This is a genomic window from Pseudomonas sp. MPB26 (assembly GCF_046605355.1).
Taxonomy (GTDB): Bacteria; Pseudomonadota; Gammaproteobacteria; order Pseudomonadales; family Pseudomonadaceae; genus Aquipseudomonas; species Aquipseudomonas cedrina.
Genome location: NZ_CP176793.1, coordinates 326,008 through 345,056, shown reverse-complemented (window position 1 = coordinate 345,056; position 19,049 = coordinate 326,008). Strand labels below are relative to the sequence as shown.

21 protein-coding genes and 1 tRNA gene are annotated in these 19,049 nt (G+C 58.7%); 16 read left to right on the top strand and 6 right to left on the bottom strand.

The genetic code is table 11. The annotated features are described in order from the left end of the window. Positions 1 to 60 precede the first annotated feature (60 nt). The gene (locus tag ACLH0H_RS01575; RefSeq protein WP_003174664.1) at positions 61 to 732 is read right to left on the bottom strand and encodes a Bax inhibitor-1/YccA family protein; all 672 of its coding nucleotides are present in this window, start codon (positions 730 to 732) and stop codon (positions 61 to 63) included. Between the two features lie 153 nt (positions 733 to 885). On the opposite strand from ACLH0H_RS01575, the gene ACLH0H_RS01570 reads away from it, so the two are divergent. Then, positions 886 to 976 (top strand) — tRNA-Ser (locus ACLH0H_RS01570). Positions 977 to 1,262: 286 nt separating this feature from the next. Here ACLH0H_RS01570 and ACLH0H_RS01565 read toward each other — a convergent pair. After that, positions 1,263 to 1,427 carry a hypothetical protein gene (locus ACLH0H_RS01565; protein WP_411380718.1) on the bottom strand — a complete coding sequence of 55 codons (165 nt, stop codon included), beginning with the start codon at positions 1,425 to 1,427 and terminating at the stop codon, positions 1,263 to 1,265. Between the two features lie 184 nt (positions 1,428 to 1,611). Here ACLH0H_RS01565 and ACLH0H_RS01560 point away from each other — a divergent pair, with 184 nt between their 5' ends. Further along, positions 1,612 to 2,232: a hypothetical protein gene (locus tag ACLH0H_RS01560; RefSeq protein WP_411380717.1), complete on the top strand. Its 621-nt coding sequence runs from the start codon at positions 1,612 to 1,614 to the stop codon at positions 2,230 to 2,232. A gap of 423 nt (positions 2,233 to 2,655) precedes the next feature. Here the strand turns inward: ACLH0H_RS01560 and ACLH0H_RS01555 are convergent, their stop codons facing one another. Next, a complete protein-coding gene (locus tag ACLH0H_RS01555; RefSeq protein ID WP_411380716.1) occupies positions 2,656 to 3,129 on the bottom strand; it encodes a hypothetical protein in 474 nt (157 codons plus the stop codon). 872 nt (positions 3,130 to 4,001) lie between these two features. Between ACLH0H_RS01555 and ACLH0H_RS01550 the strand changes: the two genes are divergently transcribed. The 4 genes from ACLH0H_RS01550 (at position 4,002) to ACLH0H_RS01535 (ending at position 6,368) form a co-directional block, all read left to right on the top strand. After that, positions 4,002 to 4,427, top strand: a complete 426-nt coding sequence (locus ACLH0H_RS01550; RefSeq protein WP_411380715.1) for a hypothetical protein — start codon at positions 4,002 to 4,004, stop codon at positions 4,425 to 4,427. 83 nt (positions 4,428 to 4,510) lie between these two features. Then, the gene (locus ACLH0H_RS01545) at positions 4,511 to 4,933 is read left to right on the top strand and encodes an RDD family protein (protein WP_411380714.1); all 423 of its coding nucleotides are present in this window, start codon (positions 4,511 to 4,513) and stop codon (positions 4,931 to 4,933) included. A 267-nt stretch (positions 4,934 to 5,200) separates the two neighbouring features. Beyond that, on the top strand, positions 5,201 to 5,662 hold the full coding sequence (locus tag ACLH0H_RS01540) for an anti-virulence regulator CigR family protein (RefSeq protein ID WP_411380713.1): 462 nt from the start codon (positions 5,201 to 5,203) through the stop codon (positions 5,660 to 5,662). A 214-nt stretch (positions 5,663 to 5,876) separates the two neighbouring features. Then, positions 5,877 to 6,368: a hypothetical protein gene (locus ACLH0H_RS01535; protein WP_411380712.1), complete on the top strand. Its 492-nt coding sequence runs from the start codon at positions 5,877 to 5,879 to the stop codon at positions 6,366 to 6,368. A gap of 244 nt (positions 6,369 to 6,612) precedes the next feature. Here the strand turns inward: ACLH0H_RS01535 and ACLH0H_RS01530 are convergent, their stop codons facing one another. Both ACLH0H_RS01530 and ACLH0H_RS01525 read right to left on the bottom strand, forming a co-directional pair. Beyond that, a complete protein-coding gene (locus ACLH0H_RS01530) occupies positions 6,613 to 6,822 on the bottom strand; it encodes a hypothetical protein (RefSeq protein ID WP_186689893.1) in 210 nt (69 codons plus the stop codon). 346 nt (positions 6,823 to 7,168) lie between these two features. Continuing rightward, the gene (locus tag ACLH0H_RS01525) at positions 7,169 to 7,591 is read right to left on the bottom strand and encodes a glycine zipper domain-containing protein (protein ID WP_411380711.1); all 423 of its coding nucleotides are present in this window, start codon (positions 7,589 to 7,591) and stop codon (positions 7,169 to 7,171) included. Between the two features lie 251 nt (positions 7,592 to 7,842). On the opposite strand from ACLH0H_RS01525, the gene ACLH0H_RS01520 reads away from it, so the two are divergent. The 7 genes from ACLH0H_RS01520 (at position 7,843) to ACLH0H_RS01490 (ending at position 13,877) form a co-directional block, all read left to right on the top strand. Further along, positions 7,843 to 8,004 carry a hypothetical protein gene (locus ACLH0H_RS01520; protein WP_411380710.1) on the top strand — a complete coding sequence of 54 codons (162 nt, stop codon included), beginning with the start codon at positions 7,843 to 7,845 and terminating at the stop codon, positions 8,002 to 8,004. Positions 8,005 to 8,009: 5 nt separating this feature from the next. Then, positions 8,010 to 8,327: a hypothetical protein gene (locus tag ACLH0H_RS01515; RefSeq protein WP_411382481.1), complete on the top strand. Its 318-nt coding sequence runs from the start codon at positions 8,010 to 8,012 to the stop codon at positions 8,325 to 8,327. 424 nt (positions 8,328 to 8,751) lie between these two features. Then, a complete protein-coding gene (locus tag ACLH0H_RS01510; RefSeq protein ID WP_411380709.1) occupies positions 8,752 to 9,522 on the top strand; it encodes a hypothetical protein in 771 nt (256 codons plus the stop codon). A 117-nt stretch (positions 9,523 to 9,639) separates the two neighbouring features. Then, entirely contained in the window at positions 9,640 to 9,909 is a 270-nt protein-coding gene (locus ACLH0H_RS01505; RefSeq protein WP_411380708.1) for a hypothetical protein, read from the top strand. A gap of 115 nt (positions 9,910 to 10,024) precedes the next feature. After that, on the top strand, positions 10,025 to 12,136 hold the full coding sequence (locus ACLH0H_RS01500; RefSeq protein WP_411380707.1) for a TonB-dependent receptor family protein: 2,112 nt from the start codon (positions 10,025 to 10,027) through the stop codon (positions 12,134 to 12,136). A 269-nt stretch (positions 12,137 to 12,405) separates the two neighbouring features. Further along, entirely contained in the window at positions 12,406 to 12,948 is a 543-nt protein-coding gene (locus ACLH0H_RS01495; RefSeq protein ID WP_411380706.1) for a sigma-70 family RNA polymerase sigma factor, read from the top strand. Continuing rightward, positions 12,945 to 13,877: a FecR family protein gene (locus ACLH0H_RS01490; protein ID WP_411380705.1), complete on the top strand. Its 933-nt coding sequence runs from the start codon at positions 12,945 to 12,947 to the stop codon at positions 13,875 to 13,877. Before ACLH0H_RS01495 ends, ACLH0H_RS01490 begins: the two co-directional genes overlap by 4 nt. 1 nt (position 13,878) lies before the next feature. Here the strand turns inward: ACLH0H_RS01490 and ACLH0H_RS01485 are convergent, their stop codons facing one another. Then, positions 13,879 to 15,696 carry a sigma-54-dependent Fis family transcriptional regulator gene (locus ACLH0H_RS01485; protein WP_411380704.1) on the bottom strand — a complete coding sequence of 606 codons (1,818 nt, stop codon included), beginning with the start codon at positions 15,694 to 15,696 and terminating at the stop codon, positions 13,879 to 13,881. A 297-nt stretch (positions 15,697 to 15,993) separates the two neighbouring features. On the opposite strand from ACLH0H_RS01485, the gene ACLH0H_RS01480 reads away from it, so the two are divergent. Genes ACLH0H_RS01480 through ACLH0H_RS01470 form a run of 3 tightly spaced genes read left to right on the top strand, consistent with a single transcriptional unit; the run spans position 15,994 to position 19,048 of the window. Next, a complete protein-coding gene (locus tag ACLH0H_RS01480; protein ID WP_076950731.1) occupies positions 15,994 to 17,088 on the top strand; it encodes an ABC transporter ATP-binding protein in 1,095 nt (364 codons plus the stop codon). Then, positions 17,088 to 18,185 carry an ABC transporter ATP-binding protein gene (locus ACLH0H_RS01475; protein ID WP_411380703.1) on the top strand — a complete coding sequence of 366 codons (1,098 nt, stop codon included), beginning with the start codon at positions 17,088 to 17,090 and terminating at the stop codon, positions 18,183 to 18,185. Before ACLH0H_RS01480 ends, ACLH0H_RS01475 begins: the two co-directional genes overlap by 1 nt. Further along, the gene (locus ACLH0H_RS01470) at positions 18,182 to 19,048 is read left to right on the top strand and encodes a carbohydrate ABC transporter permease (RefSeq protein ID WP_017735078.1); all 867 of its coding nucleotides are present in this window, start codon (positions 18,182 to 18,184) and stop codon (positions 19,046 to 19,048) included. Before ACLH0H_RS01475 ends, ACLH0H_RS01470 begins: the two co-directional genes overlap by 4 nt. The last annotated feature ends 1 nt before the right edge of the window (position 19,049 follow it).

The window sequence follows — 19,049 nt, the reverse complement described above, 5'->3', positions numbered from 1 at the left end:
CTCAACACAAAAAAATGCCCCGCATCTTTCGATACGGGGCATTTTTATTACGCTTAACAATCAGTCATCGCGGCTCATGATGCCGAAGATCTGCAACAGGCTGATAAACAGGTTGTAGATCGATACATACAGGCTGACGGTCGCCATGATGTAATTACGCTCACCACCGTGGATGATCGCGCTGGTCTGGAACAGGATGCACACCGACGAGAACAGCACAAAACCCGCGCTGATCGCCAGTTGCAGGCCGCTGATCTGGAAGAACATGCCTGCAACCACCGCCGCCAGCAACACGAAGAAGCCCGCGGTGATGAAGCCGCCCAGGAAGCTCATGTCTTTCCGGGTGATCAGCACGTAGGCCGACAGGCCACCAAACACCAGGGCGGTCATTGCAAACGCCGAGCTGACAACTTCCGCACCGCCGGCCATGCCGAGGTAACGGTTGAGGATCGGGCCAAGGATGAAGCCCATGAAGCCCGTCAAGGCAAACGCCGACACCAGGCCCCAGGCCGAGTCGCGCAGCTTGTTGGTCAGGAAGAACAGACCATAGAAGCCGATCAACACGACAAAGATATTCGGGTAGCCAACGCGCATCTGCTGCGCCACGAACGCCATCACACCGCTGAATGCGAGGGTAAGGGCGAGCAAGCCATAGGTGTTGCGCAACACGCGGCTGACTTCAAGCTGCTCAGCCTGCGCGTTGCCATTCACTGCGTAATTCTGTTCGCGCATGGCGACACTCCTCCGGTTTTGAAACGTTCAGTCGCAAAGATCATAACAGACGCTCTGTAACAAGCTATGGCGAGAGTTTGACAGTGTGTTTCATTCGGGTATTATGGCGCCCGCTGAGACGGGATGGGCTATGATAATCCTGTGGATGCACAAGGGAAATTGGCAGAGTGGTTGAATGCACCGGTCTTGAAAACCGGCGAACGTTAATAGCGTTCCCAGGGTTCGAATCCCTGGTTTCCCGCCAAGATTCAAACAAAAGCCTCGCAAATGCGGGGCTTTTGTGTTTCTAGGGTTTGGCAAGGTAGGTAGCGTAAAGGCGGATCGGCCCGCATCATGTCAGGCGGTTATCGCAATTTTTTGCAAATTGCGGTCAGCGAGTGGGCTTCACGAACCTCATAGTGGAATTGGTTTTCAGTCATGCACGAATACCTCGCCCGCCGCTCACCGGCAGGCATGTGGCGGTGGATGGACTTCACAGCCATGGCCTGGGCCCTTGTAGATTAAGACGTAGGCGAATCAGAGGGTGGCGATCATGGCGTCACCTTCATATCGACATCGTCCTGAATCCACTCAATGTCGAGCAGGTCATCGTCATCGATCTGGCCTTCTCGCAGATCATTGCTGGCCGGCAGCTGCTCTACCTCGTCGTCCTCGGTGTCCTTCCGGAAGTTCACGACGGCCTTGCCGGTGAGCACAACTGTTCTTTTTCATGGGCGAGCTCGTCCTTGCCGCTATAGCGGCTGACTTTGAAGGGGGAGGTTATTGCGGGGTGACCTGAGTAACCGGAGTGCGGAGCGCGATGAGAAAGCCCCGTGATCTGTTTCCAGACTGTCCGGCAGTAGTGGTAACGTCTGCGCTGTAATCCCTCGAGACGGCCAAATGGATCATCAAAGACCAGCTAACGCCACAGCAACAAATGCTGGCGAGGTAACTACTGCCCACCCGCCTATTTGGTATTACGGCCCCGAAATACCAATTGTCGGAAGCAATGGTATGGGCGTTTTTGGCTTCTCTCTTGCGCTGCTTCTGCTTTTACCGGGCTATGGACTTGCGACGCTCCTTTTCACAGGGCCGGACCTCATTCATGGTGTGCAGCCTGACCATAGTGAAAGCCTCACAGCGTCATTCTTCATTCTGTTAATGCTGGCCAGTGTAGTGCTCATTGGTGCCTTCTTTGCGTGGGTTGTCTCTGAGCCTCAAGTGCAGGCCTTCACGTTCGACGAAAATCAGCAGCTGCTGACCCTCACCATAACCCGTCGTTGTCGAAGCCCCATCGAAGTACGCGTACCGTTTAGCGAAATCATCTCCATCCGCCCTTATGTGATGAATTCGTCTGCTCATGATGGACATTTTCGCGTCGTATATCGCGGAGCGAAGGGCAAGGTTTTTGAGCATCTTCTAGGGGACGGTACTTCTCTCGAAAATATTGAGTTTCATTGTGCGTGGTTGCGTGGGATGTTAGGAGAGCGGATGGGCGAGCTGCTAGATCTCGACGACTGAAAGCAGCCTGAAGCCAGTCTGAGCTACCGCACTGTTGGTCGGCCCCGCCAGGTATTCATTAGTCATACGGCATTCCTTGCCGGGCCATGCCCGGGCGGTGCATGAAGGCAGCGCAGCGCCGGGTGCCTTCCATTGATCTGGCGTCAATGTATCCGGCTTCGACTGGCCAAACTTACATCTCTAGGGCCGCCTGCCCCGGGATAGGTGCGCCTGCACTAAGCCAAAAACCTCAAATTAACCCAATAGCAAAGCAACAAAGGTGAACGAAGGGCCGAGAAACCACTCAACGTGGTTAGTAGTTCTCCGGTGGTAGCCGTGCCTGAGTTCAGGTGATCTGAAAATCCGACTTTTTCAACAGAATCGGCCAGAAGCTGCCCGTGATGATCGGTAGCTTTCTACGAAAAAAGGCCCGATAGAATCAAATCACTTTTTAACCGGTGTATCCCAGCATTCGGGATTGAGCGAGCATACGTTGTATTGCCGATCCATCAACGCCATGCGGTTGAGATGGGCATCAGTGGCGGCGTTCAGTGATTGCTCACTGGTGACCATGTAGCGCGCGGCTCTATCGCTCATGCGTGCACTCCATTGGCGCCGAATCTTTTCATCCAAGGATTTTGGTGACGTAGCCAGGGCTTGAAGTGTACCGTCGTCTACTCGGCTCAACTCGTCGCGGTAGGTTTCGATGTACTGGGTTCGTGCGGCGTCGTGCTGATGATTTAGGTCGTACTGGAGCGCTTCCAAGTTTTGCTTGTAGAGAGTCCAGTAACCGTCAGGGAGCACGCCACCGTCTTTCTTTCGTAGCGAGGCAATACGCCCATCGTTGTCGGTATTGGCGCTGAGTACCGGCTTGAGCGACGAAATGACAACGGGGTCATTGCTGATAATCTGGTTCATCAACACAGTACGTGAACTAGTCTGAGGCAGACTCTGGCCCAGGGGCTCCACGCGGATCGGCTCCGCTGGTTTCAGGGAACCAGGTTGGCTCGCGCAGCCTGTAACCAAAAAGGCCAAAAAAAGGATCGACGAGAGAGGATGACGTAAAAACATAAGCTACCCATGAGCATGGTTGGTTAGGGAGCCGAGCATACCACCCGCCAACCAATAGTGTCGTTTTGACATCGATCCAGTCCTGTCAGTCGCGCGGGACAGAAAGCGACCCAATATGGATAGTCCATGTTGAACGCAACAAACTGTCGGGATGAATTAATCCCCCGAATTGCAGGCGCTCGATAGCTTCGAGAACTGGCCGTCGAAGTACTCAGTTCCGTCTTGCTTAAGGTTCTGCGCCTACATCTGAGTTGAGAGACTCATGTAGAGATCGGCGCGAATAGCTTGTTCATTGAGGAACCTATTACTTTTTCCCCCTTGGAGGCGTGCGCTTTGTCGCACCTCGGCATAAGTACTGGCTGCGGGTAGTATTTACTGTACGGGCTTGTAGGTTCAGGCAATGCATCAATCAGCGTTCGAAACTCGACTTTTTTACATCGTCGAAGCAGTAGCTGGTCATTTGTAGACCCGCCGGCGCGAACCCTTTTTTCAGGCTGGATTTCAACAAAGAGTAAACCTGATCTACAACCTTCTCTCTAGGGGCAAATCCTATTGCAAGCCAGGCGAGTCGGTATTGTGCGGCAGGATTTTCTTCATCGGATGAACGCCTGGATAGCGGGGTCGCTTGCGCCAGTAGCAGTCGCTTCGTGATCTGCTGACCATTGAGTAGACTATGCAGATTGGCTGGATTGACCCGCCTATCGCTAGGTCTGGAATTTATGGACACAAGCACATCTCAGGTACGAAGCACCACCCGCCCGGTTATGGTCACGCTCGCGGTGATTTACTGCCTGGCTATCGCTGTAAAAATCGCCTACTGGCTGGTCAGCGAAGGCTGGGGCATGACCAGGATGGGTGATTTTGCAATGATCATGCTGATCCCTCCAGCACTGGCCTGCATCTTATTGGTTGTCGGCAGCCTGCTCTTCTGGGGGCGCAGCGCAAAATCCTCGTGGTTCCTATTGGGCTCATTGCTTTTCGGGCTGATGCTGATTCCGCTCACGCTGCCAGAAATTTTCCGCGTGCCGGTCAGCCAGTACATGCAAGTTGCCAGGTTCGCGCTGCCGGGAGTCTTACAGGCTGTTTTGCTGATTGCCGTCTGGGTCTACAGTCTGCAGATGCGCAGATCAGGCTACTTCAGGTAATCCACACAAATTCAAAGCGTATCCGCGCTGAGCTTTTGGCATCTTGGAATGTTTGAAATCAAATACCATTGGAGCGTCAACGCATGGAAGTGAGTACCACTCAGAACGAATACCGGAAGCCAGACAACCTGGCCGGGTTGGGGCGGCGGTTGGGAGGGCAATGGATTGATTCATTAATTACCCTTTTTGTCTTATTCGCCGTGGGAAAAGCGGCTGAGTTTGTTGGTGTATCTCCAGACGCGGTCGGGATCCTGGCGTTTGGGTCCGCCGCGGCGTACTACCTATTTTCAGACGCAATGCCCAACGGTCAAAGCGTAGGTAAAAAACTGCTGGGGATGTCAGTAATTGACGAGCGCAGCCACCTTAACTGCAATCTATATCAGTCGTTCATGCGCAACATCACTACGCCTATTCTGAGCATTTTTGACTGGATTTTTATTTTCTTCGGCTCACGGAAACGCTTGGGAGACATGCTCGCGTCCACGATAGTGGTTCGATTAAAGTAGCTATGACTGTACGGGGGCAGCGCTCAAGTTGCCCGACCTCAGCGAAGTCAGATTCAAACGAAGGCCCCGCAAATTTGGGGCTTTTGCGTTTCTGGCATTCGGTATCGGGTTCAGTTGAGCATGTACCAAGCTCAATGCCGAACGGGGTGTAGCAAAATACGGTCGAGGCCCTCAGTAGCGATGCCGCGAGTAGCTTGGTTTATGCGTACCTGAAATCGGCAAAACCAGCTACATTTCAAGGACGTATTTCCTTCGGAGAAGACGCTCATGTTCAAATCCCGCTCGCTTATAGCCGCTGTCACCTGCCTTGCCTTGTCCGTAAGCTCAGTGACGGCCCTGGCCGATCCCGGCAACGGAAAAGGCCAAGGAAATGGAAAAGGCAACGCCCAAGGCGGCCAAGGCCCTGGCAACCAGGGCAACAAGGGGAAAAGTGCTGGCGCGGATGATTGGAGCCGTGGGCCCAGCATCGACCGTGGTGGCGTATTAGGCGTGATCGGCGGGCATCGTGACTATTGGCGCTCAGGTCCTTCACTACCACCTGGCATCCAGAAGAACCTGGCGAGAGGAAAACCGCTTCCCCCTGGCATCGCCAAAAAGCTGGATGGCCGCTTGCTCGGCAGGCTGCCCCAATACGATGGCTACGAATGGCAGCAAGCGGGCGCTGATCTGATATTGGTAGCCATTGCCTCCGGCATCATTTACGAGGTGCTCAACGGAGCATTCGATTAAGTCTATCTACCGGCTTAACGCGGTGACTTTTCTGCCGAGCTTTTTCTCGTCACCTCGTTATTTTTTTACTATGATCACTCGTCTGCGCACTCAAGGAAGAGAGGCTGAGCGCCTTGAGGCTGGTAGAAATTCATGCTCGATCATTGAACGAGTTATGACCTTTACCCAGAATCTAACGACTCAGCCACCCATAAGGACCTGTTTGGTGAAACCTATGAATAAGATGTGTGGCGTTGTTGCAGTACTAGGAATTGCCCTCTCGGGATGCGCTACGAAAACGCCGGAAAAACCTGATGTGGCTCCACCGGAAGCCGTCGTCCAGCAAGCACCACCTGAAGTCGCGCCTGCGACGCCAGCAAAACCGCCTGTGCGGTATGAGGCCACACAGCCGAACGCTCGTGCTGAGAGCTCAACTCCCGTTTCGCCAGAAACGGCTCAGTCAGAGACAGATTTAAACCAGAACCGCGCCGAGCAATGCCGTAAAGAGCTGGATGTTCTAAAGGTTTACAACAAAGCGTCTTACGATAAATACGAGGCTGAATACCAAGTCATCGCCAGCAAGACCGCTAAATACATGGAAATCAAGGACTCACTCGGTCCCGATTTAAACTATATGGTTATGCCCGCTTATCAATTTCAAATTCGTGAATTCTGCTTCCGAGTTAAGACCCGCCTGTCAGAGCTTGTGCTTCGCCAAGCCAAATAATGCTGTCCATTTAGGGGGGCGTCTTCTGCCAGTTAGGAAGCTTTGAAAACGACTTCTTTGTGGTGAAGTACGCGCCTCACGCGAATCGAGCGACCCGCTTTCCAGCACACACATTCATCCGCTCTTGCGCTGCGTTCAGGTGCCGCGTCATTGTGTTTGCGGCCTTGATCATAGGCAAAAAAGTGGGTGCTGTGCTTTGCTGCTTATCAAACACTGTTTTGAGCCGACGCATTGCACAGACGCACTACTGCGGGGACATCAAGACGGCCAGCGTCAGTTTTATGAACGCTTCGTTCTCGTCAATCGTGTTCAGTGCGCCTCGGATGTTCTCGGCGACCTCGGCGGAGCCGCGCTGCTCAACCCAGTTCGACAGCTCCATGATCGCGCCTTCGAGGGCAAGCTGGTTTTCGTAGAGTTTTGATAGCAGGGAAGGAAGCAGGTCTGAGTTCGGCATGGTTGGTTCTCCGTTAAGAGCACAGCTTAGCAGCGAGCGTAACCGCAGATTTGATTTAGGTCGACAGGAGGCTCGCGAGGAATAAATGAACTGCTGATCCCACCCGCTGCCGAAACTGCTACCCACCCAGAGGACACAGCGATGACTGAAGAAAAGAACAAGGAACCCGAGCAAGAAACCCCGGCGCACGCCACTGAGGAAGAACGGGAACGCCTGAAGGACTTCAACAAAGACGGGATTCCGCCTGGCGCGTGCTGATCAGCTCGCCAGTGAACCCGCATGGATCGACGTGAGGTGGTTTGCGCCGGTCCTAAACAAAAGCCCCGCGGTTGCGGGGCTTTTTGTATTAATGGCGCTTGTTTTTGTGTTTGTGCTTATTGCCCCTGTGTTTCCTGCCGTCGGAACGGTGCTCGTCATCCGCCAAGTTGTTACCCAGCGCGCCACCCGCGGCACCGCCCAATCCCGCACCGATCGTCGATCCCGTCGTGCCGCCCAGGCGATTGCCGATCAGCGAGCCGCCCGCCGAGCCGACGCCACCGCCTATGGCGGCTTCCGCGCGATTGCCCTTCTGGGCACCGACTGCTCCGCCAGCGGCGCCGCCCAGGCCGGCGCCCACGGCCGCACCAGTGGAACCGCCAAGCTGTTGGCCGACGATGTTGCCGAGCGCACCACCGACTCCGCCGCCGAGCGCCGCTGTACCATCTCCGGCCGCCATCGCTCCTTGCGAGATCAGAACACCCAGGACCAGGGCGGGTAGTGTCTTATTCATCTTGTGAACCTCTATGGGTTGTCAACAGGCGCTCATGGTTGAAATACGCCTGGCATTAGGATTGAAACAAAAGCGCTAAGTTCTTGGGCGGCGGTATTCTGGCCCGGTTGGTTGTAACAAGGTGTGCCGTAATATCTTTCGGCCGTGATGCGTCTTGATTTTTTGACGTGTCCTAGAGGCCACCAAACCGTATGATCGAAACCAGCGCCTCATCGGGTCGCTGAGCCTCACCCGCCATAAAGGACATGAGCATGCAAAAGCACTTCGGTAATTCAGGCCTGTTCAAGGCTGCTTCGTATCACCGCAACGACACGCTCGGCAACGGCCTTGCCAGCTGGGAGCTGAAAAACAGTGCGCTGAATGCGAAGGAGTTTTTGATATGTCCAAAGAACTACTCGGAGTTTCTGCTCTAGGGTTGATGGTGATCGGTGAGTTTTGTGCGATCTACAGTGAGGTAGTCACCGCCAGGCTGGCCCAAGCAGGCGACGGCTCATGGCAGGCGTTCATCATGCCGGTGGTGTTGATGTGCTTTGCCGGGCTCTGCCTGTTGGGGGCTTATTGGCTGGGGTATCTGGCAGTGGGTGACATCTGGGTGGTCACGGTGGTGTCCGTCACCTCGTTGCTGCTGCTGGAACCGGTCGTGATCTGGGCGCTGTTCCATGAGTTTCCCGGGCGAGGCGCCTTGATCGGGTTTTGCCTGGGCGCCTTGGGCGTGCTGTCCACGGTCTTGCTGTAGCGGCACGTGCTGACCCGGCAATCTTATGTCGGGCCAGTTTATGGCTTTTGGCTGGGAATAGCCCGCACCGCCGCAACGGCGGCCGAACGTGACAGCAGTAGCGCGCAGCTCAGCAGAAAAGCTGGGCCACCGACAGCAGGCAAATAATCTGCACAACCATTTGCGCTCGAATTGGATGGTTCATTGCCGTCACCCTCATTTGAAGCTGCTGGTGAGTGCGCTGCGAGCGATGTAGACAAACGCGCCAAAACCAACGCACGCAGCAGTCGCTAGCAGTATAGAGCGTTAAACGAATTCTTCACGGTCGAGCCCGTTTACCAGCCAGACGGTCTCTGGTTACAACTATCTGCCTGCGACCACTGCACTTTTTTGGATTTCTCCGCTCTATCCTTGTCCCAGCCCCGCCGACCCCGCGCGTGGGCAGATGAACTCAGATCGGGTGCCGATGGACCGCACGTTTGCTTGCTTGACCCTTTCACGGATCCGCCAGCCTTTGCTACTGGCAGCGGTGCTGATGCTCAGTGCCGGCGGTTGCACTCAGCAACAGGGCCAGGATATCGCCAAGCAGTTCAGCAACGGCAAACCTGACGAGTTCTTCCAGACCAGTGTCGATCGCATGGCGACGCTGGGCATGCGCGACAATCTGCAAAGCCTGTATTTGCTCATGAACAAGCTCTATCTGCGTAATCCCAGCCAGTGGCGCCTGTCGGGCTATCCGGATGCCGTGACTGCTGCGCGGGAGATTCGCCAGGCTATCGAGCAACGTCGAGCGCTGCCGGCGCTGGGTGAGCGCCGCGATCTGGCGGCGCTGAGCTATTCCTTGAGCCCGGAGTTCAAGGGCGATCGGGTCGGCGCCTTCATCTATGCCATCGGCAGCATGATAGTGACCGCTCACGGCGGGCGCACCGAGTTCTACATCACCGATTCGATCAACCCGCAGTTCGTCAGCAATGCCGCGCGCAATATCGAAAAGGCCACTTGGCTGCTGAGCAAGCGCCAGGACGCCAATGGCGTGCTGTTGCTGTTTTCCAATGAGATTTCGGAGGAGGGCAGTAACCTCAGTTTTGCGGTGGAGTTCGGCAAGATCGTCGCGCGCCTCGACTTGCTGACGCAGATGCTCGATGAGCGCTACCGGCGCATCGGTCTCAATTACGCGCAGAGCCTGTTGCTGATGAATTTTCTGCCGGTGCAGTGAGGCAGGTACGGTGTTTCTCTTTCCTTTGTAGGAAGTGGCCTATCTCGTTCCCCGCTGCTTGAAACGCACCTCGGTCATCAATAGCCTCGGATTTTTCCGAAAGTTGAGGCCTCCACCATGGGTAAGCGAAAAACGGTTTGGCCTACTGATCGCGAAATACGTTTGCGCTTTATCCTCTTCGCGGTGATCGATGCGGCGAGTGTCCAGGGTGTTTGCGCCGAACTGTTGCTGCCCGCCCACAAGTTGCTGCGCGAATCGCCGACCGAGGCGCAGTTGCTTGAAGCGCTGGGCGAGATCCTGGACACCGATGAAATGTACGGCTTTCGGCTGCCGCCAGGGTCGGAAGCGGAGGAGCTGATGCAGACGCTGAAGCAGCCTGAAAGCTAGGCGCGATCTTGCAGCGAGCAGAATTGCAGAGATCCGTCCCGTTGATAAGGCGTGACCTGGCGGGCGTCCACGACTTCCCACCACGTGCTTCCCTAATTCCAAGGACCTGCCCCCGATGCTGCTGCGCCCGCCACCACTCCTTTTTGCCGCCCTGACGCTCAGCTCGCTGGCGCATGCCGAAGACCTGCAATTGGCCCCGGTCGAAGTCACCAGCAGCGAAGCCAGCGCCGGCGAGGTGGCCCAGGCGCAGCTCAAGAGCGTGCCCGGCGGCACCAATTACATCGACATGGGCAGCGTGCAGCAGGGGCGGGTGAGCACCAACGAGGATGTGTTCAAGTATCAGGCCGGCGTGTATGCCAAGGCGGCAAACAATGAAGGGGTGAAACTCTCGATTCGCGGTTCGGGCCTGAACCGTAGCCCCGGTTCCCATGCCTCCGGCTTGTACGAAATGTTCGATGGCCTGCCGTTGACCGGGCCTGGCGGCACCCCCTACGAATTAAAGGACCCGCTGTGGCAAAGCCGCGTCGAAGTGCTGCGCGGCGCCAACGGGTTTGACCATGGTGCCTTGGCCCTGGGCGGCGCGGTCAACTACGTGACCCACACGGGCTACGACGCGCCCACGTTGCAGGTGCGCTACGAAGCGGGCAGCAAAGGCTATGCCCAGCGCGAGATCAGCTCGGGCCAGGTGCTGGGAGATGCCGACTACTACATCAGCCTCACTGACTCCGAGTCCGACGGCTACCAGCGCCAAAGCGCGGCCACCGGCAAGGGGGTGGCGGCCAATTTCGGCTACCGTTTCAACCCGGACCTGGAAACGCGCTTCTACTTGCGCTACCGCGAAACCACCAACGACACCCCCGGCAAACTCACGCGCGCGCAGATCAGCCATGACCCGCGCGCGGCCAACAGCCTCAATGCCGCGCGCGACTCCAAGCGCCTGCAACCGGGCTCCACCTGGATCGCCAACAAGACCACCTTGCAGCTGGATGACACGTCACGGCTTGAAGTCGGGTTGGCCTATCACGACTACCCGATGGACCTGCGCGAAGGCACCAACCGCCTGAAAGTCGCCTACACCGACATCAGCAGCACCCTCAGGTACATTCGCCAGGACACGCTGTTCGGCCACGACAGCCAGACCACCATCGGCCTGCGCACCACCCAGGCGATGCCCAACAACGGCGCCTCGGAGTACGTGCGCACGCCTGCGGGTAACACCGTTTCCTACGCACCCGGCACCAAGACCCGCGACTACAGCTACCTGGGTTCCGACACCGTGTTGCACATCGGCAACGACCTGGAGCTGGTCCCCTCCCTGTGGCTGACCACCGGCCTTGCGGCGATCTACACCCGCCGCGAAACCGAGGTCAGCTATCCCGACGGCCAGGCGCCGCTCAGCCAGCACGACTGGGACTACGCGCCGCGCGTCGGCCTGCGTTATGACTTCACCTCGCAATTGCAGGTGTACGGCAACCTGAGCCGCTCGGTGGAGCCGCCGCATGCCTGGTCGATGATCTGGGGTTCCAACAAATATTTTACCAGCGGCCCGGCCCGGGGCCTGGCGCGCGAAGGCGTGAGCCTGAAAAACCAGACCGCCACCACCCTCGAAATCGGCGGCCGTGGCGAACAGTGGTTCGGCCAGTGGGACCTGGCGCTGTACCGGTCCGAAGTGCGCCACGAATTGCTCAGCGTGGAAACCCAGGCGCAAACCGCCACCAGCAATGCCATCGTCGCCGAAGCCAACGCCAGCCCCACCGTGCACCAGGGCGTGGAGCTGAGCCTGCTCAGCCCCTTGTGGGACGGCGGCGGCAACGGCCAGCTCGCCCTGCGCCAGGCCTACACGTTCAGCGACTTCCATTACCGCGACGATGACCGCTTCGGCGACAACACCTTGCCTGGCATCCCCAGGCACTACTATCAGGCACAGCTGCGCTACAGCCACCCGACGGGTTTCTACACCAGTTTCAACACGGAGTATTCATCAAAGGTGGCGGTGGATTACGCCAACTCCTACTACGCCACGTCCTACAGCATCTTCGGCGCCACGCTTGGCTACGACGCGCCAGGCCAGGACTGGCAGGCCTGGGTCGACCTGCGCAACCTCGCCAACCGGCATTACGCCAACACCGTCACACCGGGCTATGACGATAAGGGCCTGGATGTCGCGCGCTCGACACCGGCGGATGGCCGTGGCATCTACACCGGGGTGTCGTGGAGCTGGCGTTAACGTAGGCGCTGGCCTGCCTGCGATACTTGTAGTGAGCGGGCTTGTCCCGCGCTGGGTGGCGAAGCCGCCCCAATCTGGGCCAACGCATTCTTCCAGATATAACTAAGGCGCCTGGTTTTGGGGCGGCTTCGCCCCCCAGCGCGGGACAAGCCCGCTCACTACAGTCATGTACCTGCAATCACTGACAACGGGAGCCCCTTGCTCCTACACCGTTTTACTGGCATTGTTTGCGCAATTGGTAACCTTTCCCATTTGAGATACTTTTGCGCATGCATGACATTCCGGCCGCGCGGGGCGATTCCGTCCGGCAGCAGACCCTTACGGCGATGTACAGCGAGCACCACGGCTGGCTGCAGGGCTGGCTGCGCAAAAAACTGGGCTGTTCCCAGCATGCCGCCGACCTGGCGCACGACGCTTTCATTCGCGTGCTGATGCTGGCCGAGCCGCAAGCTATCAAGGAACCCCGCGCCTTCCTGGCCACCACGGCGGGGCGGCTGATGATCGACGGTGCCCGGCGTCGCCGCATCGAAAAAGCCTACATGGAAGCCCTGGTGATCCAGTGCGAAGACACCGGCATGCCCGACCCAGCCGCGATTCACGTGGCGCTGCAAGCGCTCGAACGCATCGCCGAGATGCTCGCCGGCTTGCCGGCCAAAGCCCGTGAAGCCTTCCTGTTGAGTCGCCTCGATGGGCTGACCTACAGCGAAATTGCCACGCGGCTGGGCGTCTCTTCCAGTACCGTCAAAAACTACATCTCCAGCGCCCTGGTGCACTGCTACCACAGCCTGCACCCGGCAGACCCGCTGGTATGAGTTCCGAGCAGATCATTCAGCAAGCGGCACAGTGGCTGACGCGCCTGCACGACGAAGACGTCACCGACGCCGACCGCAAGGCCTTCCACGCCTGGTGCCAGGCCGACCCGCGTCACGCCGTGGCCATCGAACGCATGGGAGCGTTGTGGGGCAGCCTCGATACCTTGCCCGCCAAACCTGCCCGCGTTGCCCTGAACCGCGCATTCGCCCCGCGACGCCCGCGCGGCGCGCAGGTGGTGGGCTTGCTCGGCGTGGTCTTGTGCGGCTGGCTGGGCCTGCAGCACCTGCCGGTGTGGATGGCCGACCAGCGCACCGGTGTCGGCGAGCGCCGGCAGGTCGCCCTCGCGGACGGCAGCCAGTTGCAGCTCAACAGCAACTCGGCGGTGGACGTCAAATTCGACGGCCATCAACGGGTCATCGAACTGCTGCAAGGCGAACTCTGGGTCGACGTGGCCAAGGATGCGCAACGGCCCTTCGTGGTCCGCACCGATCAGGGCACCGCCACTGCATTGGGCACGCGCTACCTGGTCAAGCGCACGGCCGACGGCACCACCGTGGTGACAGTGATCGAGTCCAGCGTAGCGGTCAAAGGCGACGCCAGCGATGGGGTCAAGGTCTCGGCCGGCCAGCGTGCGGTCCTCGACCACGGCCGCGCCCAGCCACCGCAAGCCCTTGCCGATACCGACCCCGATGCCTGGACCCGCGGCCTGCTCAAGGTCAACGACCAGCCCTTGAGCGACGTGCTGCAAACCCTCGCCGGCTACCGCCACGGCATGCTGCGCTTCGACCCCGAGGCCCTGCGTAACCTGCGGGTATCGGGTGTGTTCAAGCTGGATGACACGGCGGCGGCGCTGTCGTCCCTGGCGGATAACCTGCCGATCCAGGTGGAGTACTTCACTGACCTGCTGGTGGTGGTCAAGCCGCGCTAGATCAGCCGTCGTTCTGGCGCAGGCGCTTGTACAAGGTATTGCGGCTTACCCCCAGCTCTCGCGCCAGGTGGGAAATGTTCCCGCCGGCGGCCTTCAAGCGCTGGTTCAGGTCGATGCTGTCATCCAGGTACTCACTGGCGGGCAGCGGCGGCGCCAGGTTCAAGTCGACAAAAAAGTCATCCGGCAGATGCTCCGGGCGGATCGGTTGTTCTTCGGCCATCGCCAGCGCCACCTGCAACACGCTGCTGACTTGGCGCAAATTGCCCGGCCACGGGTGCTGCTCGAACAGCGCCAGCACCTCGCTGCTCAGCCCTGCCCATTGGGTCGGCTCACGGTGTTGCTGCCATAACTGCTGGAACAGCGCCCGTTTGTCGGTGCGCTCGCGCAAGGGCGGCAGTTCCAGGGTCAGGCCGCCGATGCGGTAGTACAAATCCTCACGAAAACGCCCTGCCTGTACCAGCTCGCGCAAGGCGCGGTTAGTGGCCGAGATGATGCGCAAATCCACCGGGAACAACTCGCTGCTGCCTACCGGCTGCACGCAACGTTCCTGTAACACGCGCAGCAGGCGCGCCTGGGTGGGCAGCGGCATATCACCGATCTCATCGAGAAACAGCGTGCCCTTGTCCGCTTTGCGTATCAGGCCGATGCTGCCTTTTTGATTGGCGCCGGTGAACGCACCTTTTTCGTAGCCGAACAGCTCCGACTCCACCAGCTCAGCCGGAATCGCCGCGCAGTTCACCGCGATAAATGCCTTCTGGCTGCGCGAACTGGCCTGGTGCAGGGCCTTGACGAACACCTCCTTGCCCACCCCTGTTTCGCCGTGGATCAGCAGCGGAATGTCCTTCTCCAGCAAGCGCTCGGCCTGTCGCACGGCTTTTTCCACGCGCACGTCGCCAAAATGCAAGGTCTTGAGGCCAATCGAGTTGGGCTTGGCGGGCGCGGGTTCGGTAAACACGCGCGCCTGCACCGGCGTTTGCCTGGGCCGCCTCAATACGCACTGGAACCGGTTGCGTCCCGCGGCCTGCAGGGAAAAGGGCAGCCCCTCCGGCTGGTTCAGCAATTCCAGCAACGACACCTTGAACAAGCTGTCGATCATCACCCGCGACAGGCTGATGCCCAGCAGGTTATCGGCGCGGCGGTTGGCCGAGAGCACCTGGCCGCTTTCATCGAAGATCAGCAGGCCGGCCCACTGGCTGTCCAGGTTGCTCAGGCCGGTATTGAAGGTCAGTTGGAAGTGCTCGTCGCGAAACAGGTTGAGGATCAGCCGGTTTTCCACGGTCTGGCTCATCATCTTGACCATGCCCAGGGTGTGGGAGGGCGGCAGGTAGCTGTCGCTGGACACATCCAGCACCGCGATGATCTCGCGCTGGGCATCGAAGATCGGCGCCGCCGAGCCGGTCATGAAACGGTTGGCCTTCAGGAAATGTTCATCGTGTTCGATATGCACGGCCTGGGCACAGGCCAATGCGGTGCCGATGGCATTGGTGCCGCTGGAACGTTCCATCCAGCTGGCGCCGGCACTGAAACCGCGGGCCAGCTTGGGCTCGATGAAGCGCTGGGTGCCCCAACTGGTGAGTACCTGGCCCTGGTTGTCGGCCAGCATGATCAGGCAATTGGAGTTGCTCAGGATGTTTTCGTAGTAGGGCAGCACTTCCTGGTGAGTGGTCTGCACCAGCGAATGCTGGCTTTCCAGCAGTTGGCTGATGCCCTCGGCGGGGAGCTGGTCGAAGCTGGGTGTGCTTTGGTGATCCAGGCCGAAGGCGCGGCAACGGCGCCAGGATTCCTGGATAAGGGTGTCGTGAGCCAGTGGTTCGGCCATGGTGTGACCTGCATTTTTATTGTTATGGGGTCTTGCGCAATCTACCTGGAGAAACCGGTTCAACTGTGGGAGCGGGCTCTGCAGTGTTCAGTCGATAGGGTTCAGAGAGTGTTGTTCAGTACTGTTCATTGTCAAGCCCAAGATTGTTCAGGTGTTCAGCCAGACTTGTTCATTTCTGTTCACTCTTGAACATCACTTTTGCTCCATTTCTTTGCACATCAAGGCTTTGCCGGTTTTGGCACGAAACTCGCTCTGACAGCTGGCCAGATTCATTCCAAATAATAAAAAGGTCGTGTCATGTCATTGACCCTGGAACATGTCTCCCGCGTTGTCGAAGGCCAAACCTGGATCGACGACGCCAACCTGCGTTTCGAAGCCGGTTCCTTCAACGTCCTGCTTGGCCGCACCCTGTCCGGCAAGACCAGCCTGATGCGCCTGATGGCTGGGCTGGACAAGCCCGACAGCGGCCGCATCCTGATGAACGGCGTGGATGTCACGCAAAAGCCGGTGCGCCTGCGCAACGTGTCGATGGTGTATCAGCAGTTCATCAACTACCCCACCATGACCGTGTTCGAGAACATCGCCTCGCCGCTGCGCCAGGCCGGTGTGTCCAACGAGCTGATCCAGAGCAAGGTGTTGGAAACCGCCAGGATGCTGCGCATCGAGAAATTCCTGCAGCGCCACCCGCTGGAGCTCTCCGGCGGCCAGCAGCAACGCACGGCCATGGCCCGCGCGTTGGTCAAGGACGCCGAGCTGATCCTGTTCGATGAGCCGCTGGTGAACCTGGACTACAAACTGCGCGAAGAGCTGCGTCAGGAAATGCGCGAGCTCTTTGCCGCGCGCCACACCATCGCCATCTACGCCACCACCGAGCCCAATGAAGCCCTGGCCCTCGGCGGCACCACCACCATCCTGCACGAAGGCCGGGTGATCCAGAGCGGCAAGGCCGCCGAGGTCTATCACCAGCCGCAAACCGTGCTGGCCGCCGAGCTGTTTTCCGAGCCGCCGATCAACCTGATGCCGGGGCGCATCAGCGGTAACGAAGTGAGTTTCGCCAATTTCGTGCACTTCCCGCTGAACGTCGACCTGCGCCCCATCGGCGAAGGCGAGTTCCGTTTCGGCGTACGCCCCAGCCATATCAGCCTGGTGCCGAGCAACGACGACGACCTGGAGCTGGCGGTGACCGTGGAAGTCGCCGAGATCAGCGGCTCGGAAACCTTCCTGCATGTGCGCAGCGAACACTTCCTGTTGGTGCTGCACCTGTCGGGGGTGCACGAATACGACGTCGACGCGCCGATCCGTGTGTATATCCCCACCCATAAACTGTTTGTGTTCGATGGCCAGGGCCGTTTGGTCCAGGCCCCCGGGCGCCGTGTTGCGAGGGTTGCCTGATGGCCGAGATCCATTTGCAGAACCTGGCGCATAGCTACAGCCCTGCGCCCAGTGGGCCTGAGGACTACGCCATTCGGGAAATGAACCACGTGTGGGAGCAGGGCGGGGCCTACGCCTTGCTCGGGCCGTCGGGCTGCGGCAAGTCGACCTTGCTCAATATCATTTCCGGCCTGCTCAGCCCATCCGAAGGCCAGGTGTTGTTCGACACCAAAGTCGTCAACGACCTCACTCCGGAAAAACGCAACATTGCCCAGGTGTTCCAGTTCCCGGTGGTGTACGACACCATGACGGTATTCGACAACCTGGCGTTCCCGCTGCGCAACCAGGGCATGGCCGAGGCGAAAATTCACAGCAAGGTGCAGGAAATCGCCGAAGTCCTCGACCTGCAAAGCCTGCTGAGCAAAAAAGCCCGCAACCTCACCGCCGATGAAAAACAGAAAGTCTCCATGGGCCGCGGCCTGGTGCGTGACGACGTCTCGGCGATCCTCTTCGACGAGCCGCTGACGGTGATCGACCCGCACCTCAAGTGGAAACTGCGGCGCAAGCTCAAGCAGATCCACGAGCAGTTCAACATCACCATGGTCTACGTGACCCACGATCAGTTGGAAGCCTCGACCTTCGCCGACAAGATCGCGGTGATGTACGGCGGCCAGATCGTACAGTTCGGCACGCCGCGTGAGTTGTTTGAACGGCCGAGCCACACCTTTGTCGGCTATTTCATCGGCAGCCCTGGGATGAATCTGATCGAAGTGCAGGCCGAGGCGGGCGGGGTGCGCTTTGCCGGCACCCACCTGCCTTTGTCCGAAGCCTTGCAGCAACGCATTGCCAGCACTGGTTACAAAAAACTGCAGGTCGGCATCCGCCCGGAATTTATCCATGTGTGGGACGAGCCCAACCCTGACGCGATGCAGGCCGAAGTCACGCACTTGGAAGACCTCGGCACCTACAAGATCATCACCCTCAACCTCGACGGCACGCCGTTGAAAGTGCGCCTGGCCGAAGACAAGCCGGTGCCCGAAGGCACGGCTTCCATCAGCTTTCCCGCGCAATGGCTGATGGTGTATGCCGACGATTACCTGCTGGAGGTGCTGCCATGAACAAGGTGCAGAACAACAAGGCCTGGTGGCTCGTACTGCCGGTGTTCCTGCTGGTGGCGTTCAGTGCGGTGATCCCGATGATGACTGTGGTCAACTACTCGGTGCAGGACATCTTCGACCAGTCCAGCCGCTACTTCGTCGGCGCTGACTGGTACAAGCAGGTGCTGCTCGATCCGCGCCTGCATGATTCGCTGCTGCGCCAGTTCATCTACTCGGCCTGCGTGCTGCTGATCGAAATCCCGCTGGGCATCGCCATCGCCCTGACCATGCCGACCAAGGGCCGCTGGTCGTCGCTGGTGCTGATCATCCTCGCCATTCCGCTGCTGATCCCATGGAACGTGGTGGGTACGATCTGGCAGATTTTCGGTCGCGCCGATATCGGCTTGCTCGGTTACAGCCTTAACGCCCTGGGCATCAGCTACAACTATGCGGCCAATACGGCGGACGCCTGGGTCACCGTGCTGGTGATGGACGTGTGGCACTGGACCTCCCTGGTGGCGCTGTTGTGTTATTCGGGGCTGCGGGCGATTCCGGATGTGTACTACCAGGCGGCTCGGATCGATCGTGCATCCGCCTGGGCGGTGTTCCGGCATATCCAGCTGCCAAAGATGAAGAGCGTGCTGCTGATCGCGGTGATGCTGCGGTTCATGGACAGCTTCATGATCTACACCGAGCCCTTCGTCCTCACGGGCGGCGGGCCAGGTAATGCCACCACGTTCCTCAGTCAGACGTTGACCCAGATGGCGGTAGGCCAATTCGACCTGGGCCCGGCTGCGGCGTTTTCCCTGGTGTACTTCCTGATCATTCTGTTGGTGTCCTGGCTGTTCTACACCGCCATGACCCACTCCGACGCCAACCGCTGAG